The organism is Brevibacterium rongguiense (assembly GCF_009857845.1).
Taxonomy (GTDB): Bacteria; Actinomycetota; Actinomycetes; order Actinomycetales; family Brevibacteriaceae; genus Brevibacterium; species Brevibacterium rongguiense.
On the sequence record NZ_WWEQ01000028.1, the window covers coordinates 1 to 16,614 of the forward strand.

At 72.2% G+C, this 16,614-nt stretch carries 9 protein-coding genes; 5 read left to right on the forward strand and 4 right to left on the reverse strand.

All coding sequences use genetic code 11. The features are described 5' to 3' along the window. The first annotated feature begins 511 nt into the window (after positions 1-511). The 4 genes from GSY69_RS14625 to GSY69_RS07815 all read left to right on the forward strand — a co-directional run bounded on the left by GSY69_RS14625 (position 512) and on the right by GSY69_RS07815 (position 7,902). Positions 512-2,029, forward strand: a complete 1,518-nt coding sequence (locus GSY69_RS14625; RefSeq protein WP_235936389.1) for a class I SAM-dependent methyltransferase — start codon at positions 512-514, stop codon at positions 2,027-2,029. 38 nt (positions 2,030-2,067) lie between these two features. Then, positions 2,068-4,137 carry an ABC transporter ATP-binding protein gene (locus GSY69_RS07805; RefSeq protein ID WP_160953306.1) on the forward strand — a complete coding sequence of 690 codons (2,070 nt, stop codon included), beginning with the start codon at positions 2,068-2,070 and terminating at the stop codon, positions 4,135-4,137. Next, complete coding sequence (locus GSY69_RS07810) at positions 4,134-5,984, forward strand: ABC transporter ATP-binding protein (RefSeq protein WP_160953307.1); 1,851 nt, start codon at positions 4,134-4,136, stop codon at positions 5,982-5,984. The genes GSY69_RS07805 and GSY69_RS07810 overlap by 4 nt, the downstream gene beginning before the upstream one ends. Before the next feature lie 700 nt (positions 5,985-6,684). After that, positions 6,685-7,902 carry an NAD(P)/FAD-dependent oxidoreductase gene (locus GSY69_RS07815; RefSeq protein WP_160953308.1) on the forward strand — a complete coding sequence of 406 codons (1,218 nt, stop codon included), beginning with the start codon at positions 6,685-6,687 and terminating at the stop codon, positions 7,900-7,902. A 191-nt stretch (positions 7,903-8,093) separates the two neighbouring features. Here GSY69_RS07815 and GSY69_RS07820 read toward each other — a convergent pair whose 3' ends face one another. The 3 genes from GSY69_RS07820 to ilvD form a co-directional block, all read right to left on the reverse strand. Then, complete coding sequence (locus GSY69_RS07820) at positions 8,094-8,939, reverse strand: GTPase (RefSeq protein WP_160953309.1); 846 nt, start codon at positions 8,937-8,939, stop codon at positions 8,094-8,096. Positions 8,940-9,979: 1,040 nt separating this feature from the next. After that, the gene (locus GSY69_RS14950; RefSeq protein ID WP_160953310.1) at positions 9,980-11,212 is read right to left on the reverse strand and encodes a C39 family peptidase; all 1,233 of its coding nucleotides are present in this window, start codon (positions 11,210-11,212) and stop codon (positions 9,980-9,982) included. Positions 11,213-11,783: 571 nt separating this feature from the next. Beyond that, positions 11,784-13,526, reverse strand: a complete 1,743-nt coding sequence (gene ilvD / locus GSY69_RS07830) for a dihydroxy-acid dehydratase (protein ID WP_160953311.1) — start codon at positions 13,524-13,526, stop codon at positions 11,784-11,786. Positions 13,527-14,284: 758 nt separating this feature from the next. Here ilvD and GSY69_RS07835 point away from each other — a divergent pair. Beyond that, on the forward strand, positions 14,285-15,343 hold the full coding sequence (locus GSY69_RS07835; protein WP_160953312.1) for a 2,3-butanediol dehydrogenase: 1,059 nt from the start codon (positions 14,285-14,287) through the stop codon (positions 15,341-15,343). 66 nt (positions 15,344-15,409) lie between these two features. Here GSY69_RS07835 and GSY69_RS07840 read toward each other — a convergent pair whose 3' ends face one another. Then, positions 15,410-16,432 (reverse strand): NAD(P)-dependent oxidoreductase, encoded by a 1,023-nt coding sequence (locus tag GSY69_RS07840; RefSeq protein WP_160953313.1) that lies wholly within the window; start codon positions 16,430-16,432, stop codon positions 15,410-15,412. Positions 16,433-16,614 lie beyond the last annotated feature (182 nt).

Consider the following 16,614-nt stretch of genomic DNA (forward strand, 5'->3'; position numbering starts at 1 on the left):
CGGCCGCGGCGCGCTCCTCGGCCGAGGCGCCGGGCTGGGCCGCCGGCGAGCCGGGGGCGCCCGAGGCGGGCGAGGCAGGCGGCTGCGGCGTCGCTGCCGTGGATGAGGCTGCCAAGGTGACTCCTTCGAACTCTGGTGGTCGCTCGCCCGGTGCCGGCCGGTGGGCCGGGGCTCCGTGTCCGCTCATAAGAAACGCCCCTTCCGGTGTCCGGGAGGGGCGCGCGGCGAGTCGTCCGATTCAGACGCTTACGGGTTCTCCGCGCGCTTCTCAATAAGGACGACAATGAGCGTGTTCATGGGATCACAGTAGACGCGGCAGGAGCGCTTGGCCAATTCGCGAGGCATGCCGTCTCGCGATGTAAGACGGGCGCGGAGGAAGCCGCAAGACGCACTGGCGAGGCGACGGGCGGCGGCCGGTGCGCCGCGGAGCGGCCAGGGGCTGGAGAGCGCGTGTTGGACGGCCCCGCGGCATGCGGCCGGTGCACCGCGGAGCGGCCTAGACTGTCGCCCCATGCGCTGCGAACACTTCGAGGCCGGGCGGTGCCGGTCGTGCACCCTGCTGCCGGTGCCCATGGGCGCGCGCATCGCGCAGGCCCAGGCGCGCATCGCGGACCTCCTCGCGCCATTCGCCATGGCTGCCGGCGACGCCCTCAGTGCTTCTCCGGTCACCGGCGGGCCCGGCGCTGCTTCCGTCGCGGGCAGCCCCCGCAGCGCTTCCGTCAGCGGGGTCGACGCCGCTCCCGCCAGGTCCTTCCGCACTGCTCGTGTCGGCCCCTCGGCCGGCGCGCCGGGCATCTGGCACTCCCCCATCGTCGGCCCGGAGACCGGCTTCCGGAACAAGGCGAAGATGGTCGTCTCCGGCACGGCATCCCAGCCGGTCCTCGGGATCCGCGACGAGGCGGGCGAGGGCGTCGACCTGCGCGACTGCCCCCTCTACCCCGCGCCCATCCACCGGCTGCTCGAGCACCTCCCCGCGCTCATCCGCCGCGCCCAGGTCGCCCCCTTTGACGTGCAGCGCCGCCGGGGCGACCTCAAGCACGTGCTCGTCACCTGCGGCGACGGGGGCGCGCTCATGGTGCGCTTTGTCCTGAGCTCCCCCAAGTCCATTGCCCGCATCGCGGAGCACCTGCCCTCGCTCCAGGCCGCCGTGCCGGGTGTCGAGGTCGTCTCGGCCAACCTCAACCCCGGCCACACCGCGGTGCTCGAGGGCCCCGAGGAGATTCACATCGCCGGGGCGGACTTCCTGCGGGTGACGCAGGGGCGCATCCCGCTGCGCGTGCGTCCCCAGTCGTTCCTGCAGACGAACACCGCCGTGGCCAGCCGGCTGTACGCGCAGGTGGGTGCGTGGATCGACGAGCTCGCCGAGGCGCGGGCCGGGGCGGAACCGGCCGCGACCGCGCACGCTGCCGCCGCCCCGGAGCCGCTGCGCGTGTGGGACCTGTTCTGCGGGGTGGGCGGCTTCGCCCTCCACTGCGCGCCGCCCGGCACCGCCTCAGCAGGAGCGCCCGCCGCGGTCGCATGCGCAGCCGCCGCCCCCGCAGGTGTGGCGAGCGCCCCACTGGCTGAGGTGCCGCGCACCGCGCCGACTGGAGTGCCGCGCACCGGCGCGACGGGAATGCGCGGGGCCGCCGCAGCCAGGCCGAACCCCGCCGCGCGCAGCGTGACCGGTGTGGAGCTCAGTGACCAGGCCATCGCCTCGGCGGCGGAGACGGCGGCGGAGCTGGGCCTGGACGCGGACTTCATCGCCGCCGACGCCTTCGCCTGGGCGCGCGCCCAGGCCGAGCGCACCGGCCCGCCGGACGTCCTCATCGTCAACCCGCCCCGGCGCGGCATCGGGGAGGCGATGGCCGCGTGGATCGAGGCCAGCGGCATCCCCGACGTCGTGTACTCCAGCTGCAACCCCGCGACCCTGGCCCGGGACCTCGCCGCGATGCCGAGCATGCGGGTCGCGAGCGCGCAGCTGCTCGACATGTTCCCCCACACCGCCCACGCCGAGGTCCTCACCCGCCTGGTGCACACGGCAGGCTGAGGGCCCGCGCGGCGCGCCGCCGCGTAGGATGAGCGACCATGCGCCCACTCCTCCGCTTCTGGCCCGACATCCGGGCACGGCTGGGCACATACTCGCTGGTCATCGTGCTCACGCTGATCGGCAATGGCATTACGCTCGTCATCCCGCTGCTCACCGGGGACATCATCGACGGGCCCATCGCCCACCACAACCTCGCGGGTCTCTGGGCACCCGCGCTCGCGATCCTCGCGGTGGGCATCGCGGAGGCCGCCGCGCTGTTCGGCCGGCGCATGATCGTCGCCCCGGTCGCCTCGCACTGGGAGATCGTGTGGCGCGGGCGCCTCTATGACCGCCTCCAGTACGTCTCCGTGCCCACGCACGACGCGTGGGAGTCGGGCCAGCTGCTCTCCCGCGCCACGAACGACATGTCGCAGATGCGCCGGTTCTTCGCGTTCGGCGGCCCCTTCATCGTCGTCACGCCCATCGTCATCCTCATCGGCACGATCGTGCTCACCGTGATGCAGCCGGTCTTCGGGCTCATCATCGCGCTCATGGCGGTCCCCACGATCGCCGTCATCGCGGTCTTCGAGTCGAAGTACCGCATCACCTCCCGCCAGTCGCAGGACACGATGGGCGAGGTCACCACCGCCGCCGAGGAGTCCGTCCAGGGGGTGCGCATCCTCAAGGCATTCGGCCGCGAGCCGTGGATGGCCCGGCGCTTCGACGCCCTCGCGCAGCGCCTGGCCGGCCTCGAGGTGCGCAAGGCCAAACTCGACTCGTGGCTGTGGGGCACGATCCTGTGCCTGCCCACGCTCGCCCAGGCAGCGATCCTCGCGGTGGGCGCGTGGGGCGTGCTCGCCGGGTGGACGACGATCGGCACCGTCGTCGCGGCCGTCACGATCACGATGGTGCTGCGCATGCCCATCGAGATGTTCGGCTTCCTCCTCTCCGATCTCCTCATGACCATGACCGCAGCCGCCCGCTACTGGGAGGTCATGGACCTGCCGCTGGGCATCACGGACGCCGGAGGCGCGATCGCCGACGCGCCGCCGGTGCGCGCGTGGCGCGGACGCGTCGACTTCGACGACGTGGACTTCCGCTTCGGCGATGCGGCCGCGGACACGCTCACCGGCCTGAGCCTGCACATCGAGCCGGGCCGGACGGTGGCGCTCGTGGGCGCCACGGGCTCCGGCAAGTCCGCGCTCGCCGCCCTCATCCCGCGCCTGCAGGACATCACGGACGGCGCGGTGCGCCTGGACGGCACGGACATCCGGGACATCCCCCTGGGCGAGCTGCGCTCCCTCGTCGCCGTCGCGTTCGAGGACCCCATCCTCTTCTCCGCAACGGTGCGCGAGAACGTGGCGATCGGTGCGCCGGGCGCCGATGACGCGCAGGTGCGCCGGGCACTCGGCATCGCCCAGGCCCTCGAATTCGCCGAGGCGCTGCCCGAGGGGCTGGACACGCAGGTGGGCGAGCAGGGCATGGCGCTCTCCGGCGGCCAGCGGCAGCGGCTCGCCCTCGCCCGCGCGATCGTGGGCACCCCGCGGGTGCTCGTCCTCGACGATCCACTCTCCGCGGTCGACGTCGACACGGAGGACCGCGTCCAGCGCGAGCTCGCCCGCGTGCTGCCGGACTCCACGACGCTCATCATCGCCCACCGTCCCTCCACCGCGGCGCTGGCCGACGAGGTGGCGGTCCTCCACGAGGGCCGGATCGCGGCCCGGGGCACCCACCACGAGCTGCTGCGCACCTCGGCGCTCTACCGCGACCTCATGGGCGCGAGCCCGACCACCGGCCCCGCGGCGGCACAGGACTCGCCGGCCCCGGGTGTGGCTGCCTCGGGTGCGGGAGCGATGGGTGTGGCTGCGGGCTTGGCTGTGGAGGTGACCGAGGCCGGGGCTGCGACCGGCTGCGGAACTGCGGCGCGGGCCGAAGCGGTGGCAAGCAGCGGGTCCGTGGCCGATGCCGGGACTGCGGACCAGACCGCAGCCGGAGGGGCGGCGAGTGCCGATGGCGCGCCGGGCGCCACAGCTCCCGCAACCTCGGCCGAGGGGGTGGCAGGCGCCGGGGTGCGTGCGCCTCGGGGCCCCGACGGCGCCTCCGCACCGAGCGGAGAGGGACGCACATGAGCGCGCCCGCGAGCGCCTCGGCGGAGGCCGAACCCGATGCGCTGCCCCCGGACATCTCCAAGCGGGCCCGGCGCCTGCTGTTCTCGCTCGTGCGCCCGCGCCTGGGCTCGGTCATCGTGCTCTCGCTCGTCATCGTCGTCTCGGCGTGCGCGGCGACGATCGGCCCGGTGTTCGTGGCCCAGGCCCTCGACGACGGCCTGCCGCGGGCAGCGGACGGCGACTTCGGCGCCCTGTGGTCGGCCATCGCGGCCTTCGTGGCGTCCGCGCTGGTGGGCGGCGCAGCCTCGTTCGCCTCGACCCGGCTCATGGGCATCACCGCCCAGCGGATCATGCTCGACCTGCGCCGGCGCCTCTTCCGCCACATCCAGCGCCTGGACCTCGGGTATCACGAGCGCTCGACGTCGGGCAGGCTCGTGGCGCGCCAGAGCTCGGACATGGAGTCCGTGCAGGACTTCCTGTCCTTCGCGCTCATCGAATCCGCGCTGGGCATCCTGTCGATGGCGGCGATCGCGGTCATCCTCGTGTGGCTCAACGTGCCGCTCGCCCTCATCGTCTTCGCGGGCTTCATCCCCCTGTTCTTCGTCTCGCGGGCCGCGCAGCGCGCCCAGCGCACCGCATACCGCCGCACGCGCACGTCGATCGCGAAGGTCATCGTGCACTTCACGGAGACGATGGGCGGCATCCGCGCCGTCCAGGCCTTCCGCCGCCAGCCGGCGGGCCGGCACACCCTCGCCCGAGAAGACGAGCAGTACTGCGACGCCAACACCGACGCCCTGCGCGGGGTCGCCTGGTTCTCCGGTCTGACCCGCCTCATCGGCAACGTCACGCAGTTCGCGATCGTCATCGTGGGCGCCTGGCTCGTCCTCGAGGACGCCGCCCAGGTGGGCGTGCTCGCCGCGTTCCTCCTCTACCTGCGCCGCTTCTACAACCCGCTCGACGAGCTGGTCCAGAGCTTCAACCTCTACCAGTCGGCCTCCGCCGCGCTCGAGAAGATCACGGCCGTCCTCGACACGGAGCCCGCGGTCGCCGAGGCGCGGGAGCCGGTCGCGCTGCCTGCGACCGGCGGCGGTGAGCGCGCGGGCGGCGGCCGCGGTGGACGGGCGGACGGCGCCGGGCGCGCGCTCGAGTTCCGCGGCGTCCGCTTCGCCTACGGCGACGGGCCGGATGTCCTGCCGAGCTTCGACCTCGCCGTGCCGGCGGGGCAGACGGTCGCCCTCGTGGGCTCGACGGGTGCGGGCAAGTCGACGCTCGTCAAGCTCCTCACCCGCTTCTACGATCCGAGCGCCGGCGCGGTGCTGCTGGACGGCGTGGACCTGCGCGAGGTCGCCAATGCGCAGCTGCGCCGCGCCGTCGTCATGGTCACCCAGGAATCGTTCCTGTTCTCCGGCACGATCGCTGACAACATCCGCGTCGGCCGGCCCGAGGCCACCGATGCGCAGGTCGAGGCCGCCGCCCGCGCGGTCGGCCTCGACGACTACGTCCGTCGCCTGCCCGCGGGATACGCCACGGACGTGAAGAAGCGCGGAGGGCGCCTGAGCTCGGGTCAGCGCCAGCTCGTGTCCTTTGCGCGGGTCTTCCTCGCCGATCCGGATGTCATCGTGCTCGACGAGGCGACCGCGCACCTCGACATCCCCTCCGAGCGGCTCGTGCAGAACGCCCTGGAGACCGTGCTGCGCGGCCGCACCGCCATCGTCATCGCCCACCGCCTTTCGACGGTGGAGATCGCCGACCGCGTGCTCGTCATGGAGCACGGCCGGATCGTCGAGGACGGTAAGCCTGCTGACCTCATCGCCGGCACCGGCCGCTTCGCCCAGCTGCACGCGGCCTGGCGCGACACGCTGGCGTAGCACCGGCGGCCGTTCGCGCGCACCGCGCGGTCCGAGCGGCGGTGAGACGCTGGTGCGGTGCTGGGCGAACCCCGGACTCAGGCTGGGTCTTGAGTCTCGGCTGCAGCTTGAACCGGTTCCCGAGCCTCAGGTTCGGGATCGGGCCGGGCCTCGAACCTCGCGTTGGGGCTTGGCCGCGGACTCGGTCTCGGGCTCGGGTGCTTGCTCGGGCTCGGCCTCCATCTCGAGTCTGGGCCTCGGACTGGGGTCTTGGCCTCCGGCCTCGGGTCGCGGGCTTTGGGCCTCCGGGGCAAACTCGTACTCATCCCGAGTCTTGAGTCTTGGTGACGGTTCGGACTGGGCCTCGAGCCTCGGGTACGGGGTCGGACTCGTTATCATCCTGGGTCCCGAGCCTTGACCTCAGCTTGAACCGGGCCTCGAGCCTCGTACCTCGGGCTCGGGGTCGGACCCGGTTTCAGACTCGTCGTGAATCTCGAGTCTTGGCCTCGGCTTGCGATGGGCCTCGAACCTCGGGCTCGGACTGGGCCTTGGATTCGTGCTCGTGCTCGACACAGACGGCGCCTCGTACCTCGCACCTCGCACCCCGGGCATTCGCCTATGTCCGAGCGGAAGTTTTGGGCCCGCGAGTCTGTTTCCGAAGAAGAACGCGCACCCACCCAAGCACCCGGTCGCCGCGGCGCCGGAGGAAGCGAGGACCACCATGGCAGAGCAGGACCGCTACGACTACGCCATCATCGGCGCGGGGGTCGCGGCCGCCAGCGCGGCGGCCGCCATCCGCGAGAAGGACGCGGACGGCAGCATCGCGATCATCGGCCGCGAACCCGACGGCCCGGTCTACCGCCCGGCTCTGTCGAAGGACCTCTGGGTGGACGGGGAGGCAAGCCTCGAGGACAACTGGCTGCTCGACGATGGCATCGGCGCCGTCTTCCTCCCCTCGATATCGGTGACGGCGATCGACACCGCGGCACACGCGCTCACCCTGTCGGACGCCTCGCAGGTGGGCTACAGCCGCCTGCTCATCGCCACGGGTGCGGAGCCGCGCACCATCGACCTGCCTGATTCCGCGCGCGTCGTCTACTACCGCACCGCACAGGACTACCGCCGACTGCGCGAGTTTGCGAAGCCGGGCAGCAGCGCCGTCGTCGTGGGCGGCGGCTACATCGGCTCGGAGCTCGCGGCGGCACTGTCGCTCAACGACGTAGCGGTCACGCTCATCGTGCCCGGCAAGCAGGTCCTGCAGCAGATGTTCCCCACCATCGTCCTCGATGAGATCGAGCGCGCCCTGCGCGAGCACGGTGTCACGCTCGTCACCGGGGCTCGTGTCACCGGCGGCGCCGTGCACGGCGATTCCGTCACCGTCACAACCGAAGCCGGCGAGTCCTACTCCGGCGATGTCGTCGTCGCGGGCCTGGGCGTCGTGCCGAACGACCAGGTCACCCGGCAGGCCGGACTCGAGGTGGGCAATGGGATCGTCGTCGATGAACGCCTCGCTACGAGCGCCCCGGACGTGTGGGCCGCCGGCGACGTCGCCTCCTACCCCGACGCGCTCCTGGGCGTGCGCCGCGTGGAGCACGTGGACAATGCCGAGCACCAGGGCACCACGGCGGGTCACAACATGGCGGCCGCAGCCGCCGGCAAGGACGAAGAGACCTACACGTACACGCCCATCTTCTGGTCCGACATCTACGACTTCGGCTACGAGGCCGTGGGCACCCTCGATGCGAGCCTCGAGATGGTCGAGGACTTCACCTCAGGCCACAGCGCCGGGGTCGTCTACTACGTCGACGGCGGCCACGTGCGCGGGGTCCTGCTCTGGAACGTCTGGGACTCGACGCCTAAGGCCAAGGAGGTCATCGAGCAGTCGGCGCAGGAAACGCTGAGCGCCGAGCAGCTCAAGGGCCGCATTCCGCTGAGCTGAGCACGGGCAAGGACAGGGGCGCGGGGTGAAGTCTTCACTCGATTGTCCCAACGGCATCGGGTGAAGAGTTCGCTTACCCACCGCCGTGCCGGTGGCCGAAAACCCTTCACCCGATGCGCAGCGCGCGATCAGGTGAAGGGTTCTTCCGAGGGCACCAATCAACCGACCGGGTAGCTGGCAACGGCGAGCGCTCACGGCGCGCCGCGCTCGTTGAGCAGCCGCCGGACCTGGTCGACGATCCACGCGTGGGCCATCGTCTTCGTCGCACGCAGGACGATCCAGCCGTCGCACTCCATGGCGAAGTAGCGCTGCAGGTCGTACCCGAACTGCTGCGGATCGGTGCGGTGGTGGTCGCCCTCGTACTCGAGTGCGATGCGCGGCCGCTCGTAGGACAGGTCCGGGTGGATCGTGCCGAGTCCGCGGATGTGGATCGGCTGCGCGACCGCGGGTTCGGGCAGACCCGCATCGACCAGCGCAAGGCGCAGTCTCGTCTCCGGCGGCGAGCGCACTCCCGCGCGGCAGCGCGCCACCGCGGCGAGCAGCACCGCCCGCCCCTTGTAGGCGCGCTCGTCCGCGACGAAGTGCCGGAGCTTTTCCAGGTCCACGGTGGCCGCGCACCGCCCACCGCCGACGAGCGCGTCGAGCACGACCACGAGGTCGGTCTCCGACAGCCGCGGTGCCAACTCGAGCAGGGCGCACCGCAGCCGTTGCACGCGCACCCCTGCGACCTCCACTGGCTCGTAGCGCAGGCTGCGCCGGTCGTCCACGGCCGCGTGGGTCACCCGGCTGCCACCGCGCGGGACGACGACCTCCAGGCGGCCCGGGCGGACGGGCAGACCCTGGAGATATGCCGACGAGAACCCTGCGGCGATCGCGTCCGGCCGCTTGACCTGCAGGCATGCCAGGGCATTGCGCAGACGCCAGAAGTCCTCATCCTCTTGCGCCCAGGCCGGAGCCTCGACGACGTCGACGACGTCGGGTGAGAGTCGAACGCCCGGGACGATAAGGCCGCCCAGTTCCCGGGCGTACGTGCGCATCTCCCTCACCGCGAGCCGCGATGCCTCGCCCCGGGGGTGCTCACTCGCCCGCACCGGGCGCCGGACCCGGACGCCGATACTCCCGCCCTCCACCCCGAAGCGCGCGGTCCCGGCGGTGAGAGAGGTGGCAGCCGGGTCCCGAACGGCGTGGGGATCGTGGATCACGACCGGGTCCTGGCGGCGAGTGGATCGTGGGTCGCGAGGCAGCCCCGGGCAGCGACGGGTAAGCGGGCAGCGTGGGTAACGCCGGCAACGCGAGGGACCCCGGCAGCATGCTCATCCCGGGCAGCGAAGCGAAACCGGACAGCATCGGGAGTCCGAGCAGCACGGGGACCCCGGGCAACGCGGGTGCCCCTATTAACGTGCGCATCCCGGGCAGCGAACGCCCGGGCGGCGGTGTGGATTGGGGGCAGGACGCGGGCCCTGGCGGGGAGGGCGTCTGCGGCGGGCGGTTCGTCCATGGCGGGAGACTACGGAAGCCGTCCCCGTGGTAGGGGTGCACCGTCCTTGCTGTGGACAACCCTGCGGATGGAGCCGCGCTGTGGACGGCGCCGAGCGGCGAGGTCTTCACCCGATCGGCCGCGCGCCACCGCGTGAAGACTGTGCGGCTCTACCACCGCCCGGACGGTCGGAAACCCTTCACCTCATCCAACAGCGCCCACCAAGTGAAGACCTCAGGAACGAACCCGGTAGACGATGCCGCCGCTGCCGCCCAACCACGCCCGCTCGAAGGCCGGTCGGGCGAAGTCTTCACCCGATCGGCCGCGCGCCACTGCGTGGAGACTGTGCGGACCTATCCCCGCCCGGACGGTCGGAAACCCTTCACCTCATCCAACAGCACCCACCAAGTGAAGACCTCAGGAACGAACCCGATAGACGATGCCGCCACTGCCGCCCAACCACGCCCGCTCGAAGGCCGGTCGGGCGAAGTCTTCACCCGATCGGCCGCGCGCCACCGCGTGAAGACTGTGCGGCCCTACCACCGCCCGGACGGTCGGAAACCCTTCACCTCATCCAACAGCACCCACCAAGTGAAGACCTCAGGAACGAACCCGATAGACAATGCCGCCACTGCCGCCCAACCACGCCCGCTCGAAGGCCGCACGGGCGTAGGTCCGCCGCACGCTCGCGTTGTCTGCGGCGGCGGGATCGTGCACGCGCACGTCTCCTTCGGCCGTCACCCCCGAGACGACGAGCAGATGCCCCGCCGTCTCGTAGCCGGCCTCCGGCAGGTCCTCCCGCGCGAACGTCACCGAGGCGGCGAACGGCTCCCCCGCGGCCAGCAGCTCCTCACCGGCGCGCAGATCCGGCAGCGCATCGACGTAGGCGTCGAAGCCAAGGCTGGCCGCCCAGGCCGCGTTGAATGCCCAGTTCCCGGCGCCGCCGTACGAGTAGTCCCACACGCGGCGCATGGTCTCGGCGATCGCGGGCGCTGCCTCACGCGCGCCCAACCCCGGCCTCGACCCTGACCCCGGCCCCGAGCCTGGCCGCACCCCCGACGCCGGCTCCGGCTCCGGCTCCGAACCATTTGCCGCAGGCGTTCGCGCATACGCGAGCAGCATCGCAAGCGAGGTGGGCGAGCACCACGAACCGCCGTCGGCATGCCCCGGGATCGCGCCGGCCAGCCGCTGTGAGAAGGCGGGCAGTCTCAGGTCGATGTCACGGCCCCGCGGCTGCGAGACGGTCGGCTCCGCCGTCGAGGCCCCCGTCTTCGGGCGCGTCAGCACCGAGACCCGTTCGAGCCGGGGCAGGGGGCTGCCCTCCGGGGCGAAGAGCAGCGCACGCACCTCGACGCGGGAGGCGGGACCTCCCAGTTCGGCCTCGTTCACTGCGATCGTGTCCGCATCGACGCGCAGCCCGAACGGTGCCTGGTCGGCCACGGTGTGCGAATGGAAGTCCGGCCAACCGCCACCTCCCCCGGTCGCACCGCCCGGTGTGACTTCGGCCGCTGCACCAACGCCCGCTGCACCAACGCCGGCGGTGCCGACGTCGGCGGTGCCATCGGCTGCGGGGCAGTCGGATCCGTTGGCACCCAAACCGCTGCCGCCGGTCACGTCGTAGTCGATCCCGGCGGACCACCGCGCGGCAACCGCCCACTGCGACCACACGCTGCCGGTGCCCGCGCGCAGCTGCACCTCGATCAGCGTGCCGGGCGGCGTGTGCGCGCGCCAGCTCGCGATCGCCTCGCCGAACGGGGCGACCTCGAACGGCTCGGACTCCCAGAGCCGCGCCCGCACGGGCACATCGGCCAGGGCCGAGACGGATTCGGTCACGCGCTGAGCGGCAACGGATGCACCGGGGGCGACCGCACGGGTGCCCTTGGTGCCCGGCCCGGGAGCTCGACTGCCCACCGCCCGGCCGCTCTCGGCGCCCCCATCCGCTGCGCCACCGACCGCCGTACCAGCCACGGCCCCGTCCCCCGGTCGATCCCTGTCAGGTTCGGGTCCGGATTCGTCAACGGCACGTGCATCGGCTCCCAGTCCGAACTCGACCGGCGATGGGGCGAACGGGTCGCGCAGCACCGTCTCAGCGGCCTTCCCCGTCCCCCACCCCGTGATGTGCGTGATCGTCATTGTCTCTCCCCTCGCCGGCATGCATTCCCACCCGGCCCCTGCCACCGGACTGCTGAGCCGTTGGCACGCCCGGTGTGGCGGACGTCCACCGTCCCCGGCGTTCACTCTCCATGGACGACCATGCGGCTACGGTGACCAGACCTGTCCTGGGGATGCCCTCGACCTGAGCCGCGCGATCCTTCCGCGCTCGGTCCCCCGAGGTTCGCTGAACACCGCCACCCCAACGCCATCAGCGCTCGCCAGGCGCTTTCAGCCTGCACCGGCCCGCCGCTCAGTCCGTCGTGACGGCACCCTTCGCGGCGCTCTGGACGAGCTTCGCGTACTTGCCCAGCACCCCGTGCAGCCGCGGGTTGGCCGGCAGCTGCCAAGCGCGCCGGCGCCGCTCCATCTCGTCCTCGCTGACATCGAGTTCGATGGTGCGCTCGGCGATGTCGACCCGGATGGGATCGCCGTCCTCGATGAACGCGATCGGCCCGCCGTCCACGGCCTCCGGCGCCACGTGGCCGATGCACAGGCCGGTGGATCCGCCGGAGAACCGGCCGTCGGTGATGAGAAGGACGTCCTTGCCGATCCCCGCGCCCTTGATGGCGCCCGTGATCGCGAGCATCTCCCGCATCCCCGGCCCGCCCTTGGGGCCCTCGTAGCGGATGACGACGACGTCGCCGGGCTTGAGCTCGCCGTTGAGCACGGCGTCCATGGCCGGCTGCTCGCGGTCGTAGACGCGCGCGGTGCCCTCGAAGACGTCCGCGTCGAAGCCCGCGGACTTCACGATCGCGCCGTCCGGGGCGAGTGAGCCCTTGAGGACCGTGAGCCCGCCGGTGGGGTGGAGCGGGTTGTTCAGGGCGCGCAGGATCTTGCCGTCGGGGTCCGGCGGGTTGATGTTCTTGAGGTTCTCCGCGACCGTCTTGCCGGTCACCGTCATGCAGTCGCCCGTGAGCAACCCGTTGTCCAACAGCGCCTTCATGACGACCGGCACGCCGCCGATCTTGAAGACGTCGTTCATGACGTAGTCGCCGAACGGCTTGACGTTGCCCAGGTGGGGCACCTTGTCGCCGATCCGATTGAAGTCGTCGAGCTCGAGGCGGACCCCGGCCTCGTGGGCGATGGCCAGCAGGTGGAGCACCGCGTTCGTCGAGCCGCCGAACGCCATGACCACCGCGATCGCATTGCACAGCGACTCGTACGTGATGATGTCCTTGGTCGTGATCCCCCGGCGCAGCAGGCCCACGACGGCCTCGCCGGACTGGCGGGCGAAGACGGTGCGGTTGCGGTGGATGGCCGGCGGCGCGGCGGAGCCGGGCAGGGACATGCCCATCGCCTCGGCGGCCGAGGCCATGGTGTTGGCCGTGTACATGCCGCCGCACGCGCCCTCGCCGGGGCAGACGGCCCGCTCGATCGCGTCGACGTCCGCCTCCGTCATCTTCCCGGCCCGGCAGGCGCCCACCGCCTCGAACGCGTCGATGAGGGTGACCTCCTTCTCCGTGCCGTCGGAGAGCTTGGCTGTGCCGGGCATGATCGAGCCGTTGTAGAGGAAGGCGCTGGACAGGCCCAGGCGCGCGGCGGCCATGAGCATGCCGGGGATGGACTTGTCGCAGCCGGCCATGAGGACGGAGCCGTCCAGGCGCTCGGCGCCGAACACCGTCTCGACCGAGTCCGCGATGACCTCGCGGCTGACGAGCGAGTAGTGCATGCCCTCGTGGCCCATGGAGATGCCGTCGGAGACGGAGATCGTGCCGAACTCCAGGGGGTAGCCTCCCGCGGCGTGGACGCCCTCCTTGGCGAATCCCGCCAGCTTGTCGAGAGTGAGGTTGCACGGCGTGATCTCGTTCCACGACGACGCGACGCCGATCTGCGGCTTGCCCCAGTCGTCGTCGCCCATGCCCACCGCGCGCAGCATGCCGCGCGCGGCCGCGCGCTCGAGGCCGTCGGTGACGTCGCGCGAGCGCGGCTTGATGTCGATACCGGGCTCGGCCTGGGCCGCGGCGGGGACGAAGTCGGGGGTCTGAGAGCTCATGCGCGCAGTCTATGACCGGTCTCGCGGGCGTCCGCGCCGCGGGTCGCATGGCGGACGCCGGCCCCGCGCGCCGCCGGGCCCGCGCGGTGACGCGTCCCGTGCGCTCGAGCCCCGGGTCCGTTCGGCGGGGCCTTTTGCGCGCACTTTCATATCCGAATCCACCGCCGAGGCGCGGGCCTGTCCATCGCCCCGCGCACCCGGGCGCCCACCCGGCCTCCGCACCCGAGCGCCTGCCCGGCCTCCGCGCCCGGGCACCCGCCCGGCCTCCGGACCCGGGCGCCTGCCCACCGGCCCCGACGCCGGCTGACCGAACGGGCCACCGGCGCGCCGCACTCTCGCTGGCAGACCACTGGGGCCGAGAATATCCGACCCTGGCACCCCAAGGTCCGCTTGACCGGTCTCAGTGTTCCCTCGACCGGCCTCCTGCCGAACGAACCCCTGTGGGGTGCTCGCCGCGCAATGGCGCGTGCCGATCCTCCAGCCTGCTCCCCCTCCAGCGCCGCAGCGCTTCCCTGCCCGGCCCTGGCGACCGGGACACCGCCGAAAATGCCACCGCGAAGAGTCCGCCGCTCATGGGCGATTGCCCCACGGCGGCTGCCCGCGTCCCCCTGTTCGCTCCTCGAAGTCAAGGCCCGCGCCCCGCCGCAAGACCCGCGGTCCCACCCCTCATCGACCCATGCACCGGTATGCAGGTGAGTCCTACTGTGGAGGCGTCCTACCAGCGATGCCGCCGGCCAGCGGCGGCCAAGGAGATCCCCATGCGAGCCCTGCGATTCCACGCCGACCACGACATCCGCGTCGAAGACATCCCCGAGCCCGAGCTGCGCGAGGGCGCCGTGAAGATCCGGGTGGCCTACTGCGGCATCTGCGGCACGGACCTCCACGAATACCTCGACGGCCCCATCTTCTGTCCCGGCCACGACACCCCGCACCCGCTGAGCGGCGAGACCCTTCCGGTGACCCTGGGCCACGAGATGTCCGGCGTCGTCGAGGAGGTGGGCGCCGGGGTCGACTCGGTCAAGCCGGGCGATTCCGTCGTCGTCGAGCCCTACTTCGTGTGCGGCGAGTGCCCCCAGTGCCGGCGCGGCGACTACCACCTGTGCACGAAGATGGGCTTCATCGGCCTGGCCGGCGGGGGCGGCGGCCTGAGCGAGAAGATCGTCGTCGATGAGCGCTGGGTCCATCCCGTGGGCGATGTGCCGCTCGACGAGGCCGCGCTCATCGAGCCGCTCACCGTGGCCTACCACGCCGTGCAGCGCTCGGGCGTGCGAGCCGGGCAGTCGGCGCTCGTGTCCGGGGCGGGCCCGATCGGCCTGCTCACGGCCGCAGTGCTCAAGGGCCTGGGCGTCACCGTCATCGTCTCCGAGCTCGCCGAGGCGCGCAAGGAGATGGCGCGCACCACCGGTGTCGCGGACCACATCGTCGATCCCAGCCAGGAGGACGTCGTGGAGCGCGTGCGCGAGATCACCGGCGAGGGGCCGGACGTGGGCTTCGACGCGGCCGGCGTCAACGCGACGATCAACACGCTGCTCAACGCCGTGCGCCCCGGCGGCGTCGTCGTCATGGAGGCCATCTGGGGCCACCGGGCCGAACTCGACATGCACGCCCTCGTGGTCCGCGAGATCGACCTGCGCGGCACGATCGCCTACGTGTCCAATCACGCGGACACGATCCGCATGGTCCAGGACGGCAAGATCGACCTCAAGCCGTTCATCACGGCCGTGCTCGGGCTCGACGAGGTCATCGACAAGGGCTTCGACACCCTCATCAACCGCCCCGAGACCGCGGTGAAGATCCTCGTGGATCCCTCGAAGTAGACCGCTCACACGCCGCGAGGGCGGGGGCCGGGAATTCCCGGCCCCCGCCCTCGCGGCGCTGCGCGCTCAGGATCCGACGGCGTTGAGGAGGTCCTCGCCGGCGGCGATCCGGCGCACCTGCTGGGCGAGGATCGCGATGATGCGCGGTTCGAACGCGCTCGTGTCCCCGCCCTCGTGGGGCGTGATGAGGGTGTTCGGGGCGCGCCACAGCGGGTGGTCGCTGGGCAGCGGCTCCGGGTCGACGACGTCGAGCGCGGCCTGGAGCCTGCCGGATTCGAGCTCGGCGAGCAGCGCGTCCGTGTCGACGACGGCACCGCGGGAGACGTTGACGATCATGGCGCCGTCTGGCAGTCGGGCGAGGAAGTCCGCATCGACGAGGTGGTGGGTCGCATCGGTGAGCGGGGTGATGAGGAAGACGAGCTCCGCGCGCGGGAGCACCTCGCCCAGGTCATCGCTTGCGTAGACATGGCCGTGCTCGTCGTCGCGCTCGCGGCTGCCGGCGCGCAGCACCGTGACGCCGAAGGGCTCGAGGCGGGCGCGGATCTCCTCGCCGATGCCGCCGACGCCGACGATGAGCGCGGTGCGGTCGACGAGCGACCAGCGCCGCTCGTGGGCCCAGGTGCCCGAGGGCATGTTGCGCGCGGCGACGTCGATCCCGCGCAGCCGGGCGAGCGCGAGGCCCACTGCCAGCTCCGCGGTGGCCGCGGCGTGGGCGCCGGCGCCGGTGGCGATCCGGATGCGGCCCTCGAAATCCGCGACGGGGTCATAGCCCGTGCTCTGCATCTGGATGAGCTTGAGGTGCGCCAGGCCCTCGAGCGCGGACACCGCCTCGCCTGCCCCCATGTAGGGCATGACGACCGCGTCGATGTCGTCCGGGTCCGGCGCGCTGCCACCCGCGGATTCGCCGCCGCCCACCGATTCGCCGCCGCTGGTACCGCCGCCGGTCTCGTTGCCCGGCCCGCGGCGGCCCTCGGGCGACCAGACGATGAGGTCGAGGCCTGCGCGGTCGTCCGCGGGGACCTCGGCTTGGACCGCGTCGCGCAGCGCCGCGGTGGGGAAGGCGATCGTGTGGATGTCGAGCGTCGTCATGGCCCCAGTCTGGCAGACCCGGCCGCGGTCGCGCAGAGACGCGAGCCCGGCCGCGCAGAGGCGCGGCCGCGACGACTCGTAGCCGCGCCCCGGCCTCGGCGCCGAGTGCCAGCGCGGGCGTGACCCCGCCTACAGGCCAGGGGCGCGGCGCTCGAGCGCCGCGGGCCGTGGCCCGGCGGGCC

Excerpts from the sequence above, each read along its gene's own strand:
- GSY69_RS14625 (WP_235936389.1), top strand. The coding sequence starts at position 512 with ATGCGCTGCGAACACTTCGAGGCCGGGCGGTGCCGGTCGTGCACCCTG.
- GSY69_RS07805 (WP_160953306.1), top strand. The coding sequence starts at position 2,068 with ATGCGCCCACTCCTCCGCTTCTGGCCCGACATCCGGGCACGGCTGGGC.
- GSY69_RS07810 (WP_160953307.1), top strand. The coding sequence starts at position 4,134 with ATGAGCGCGCCCGCGAGCGCCTCGGCGGAGGCCGAACCCGATGCGCTG.
- GSY69_RS07815 (WP_160953308.1), top strand. The coding sequence starts at position 6,685 with ATGGCAGAGCAGGACCGCTACGACTACGCCATCATCGGCGCGGGGGTC.
- GSY69_RS07820 (WP_160953309.1), bottom strand. The coding sequence starts at position 8,939 with ATGCGCACGTACGCCCGGGAACTGGGCGGCCTTATCGTCCCGGGCGTT.
- ilvD (WP_160953311.1), bottom strand. The coding sequence starts at position 13,526 with ATGAGCTCTCAGACCCCCGACTTCGTCCCCGCCGCGGCCCAGGCCGAG.
- GSY69_RS07835 (WP_160953312.1), top strand. The coding sequence starts at position 14,285 with ATGCGAGCCCTGCGATTCCACGCCGACCACGACATCCGCGTCGAAGAC.
- GSY69_RS07840 (WP_160953313.1), bottom strand. The coding sequence starts at position 16,432 with ATGACGACGCTCGACATCCACACGATCGCCTTCCCCACCGCGGCGCTG.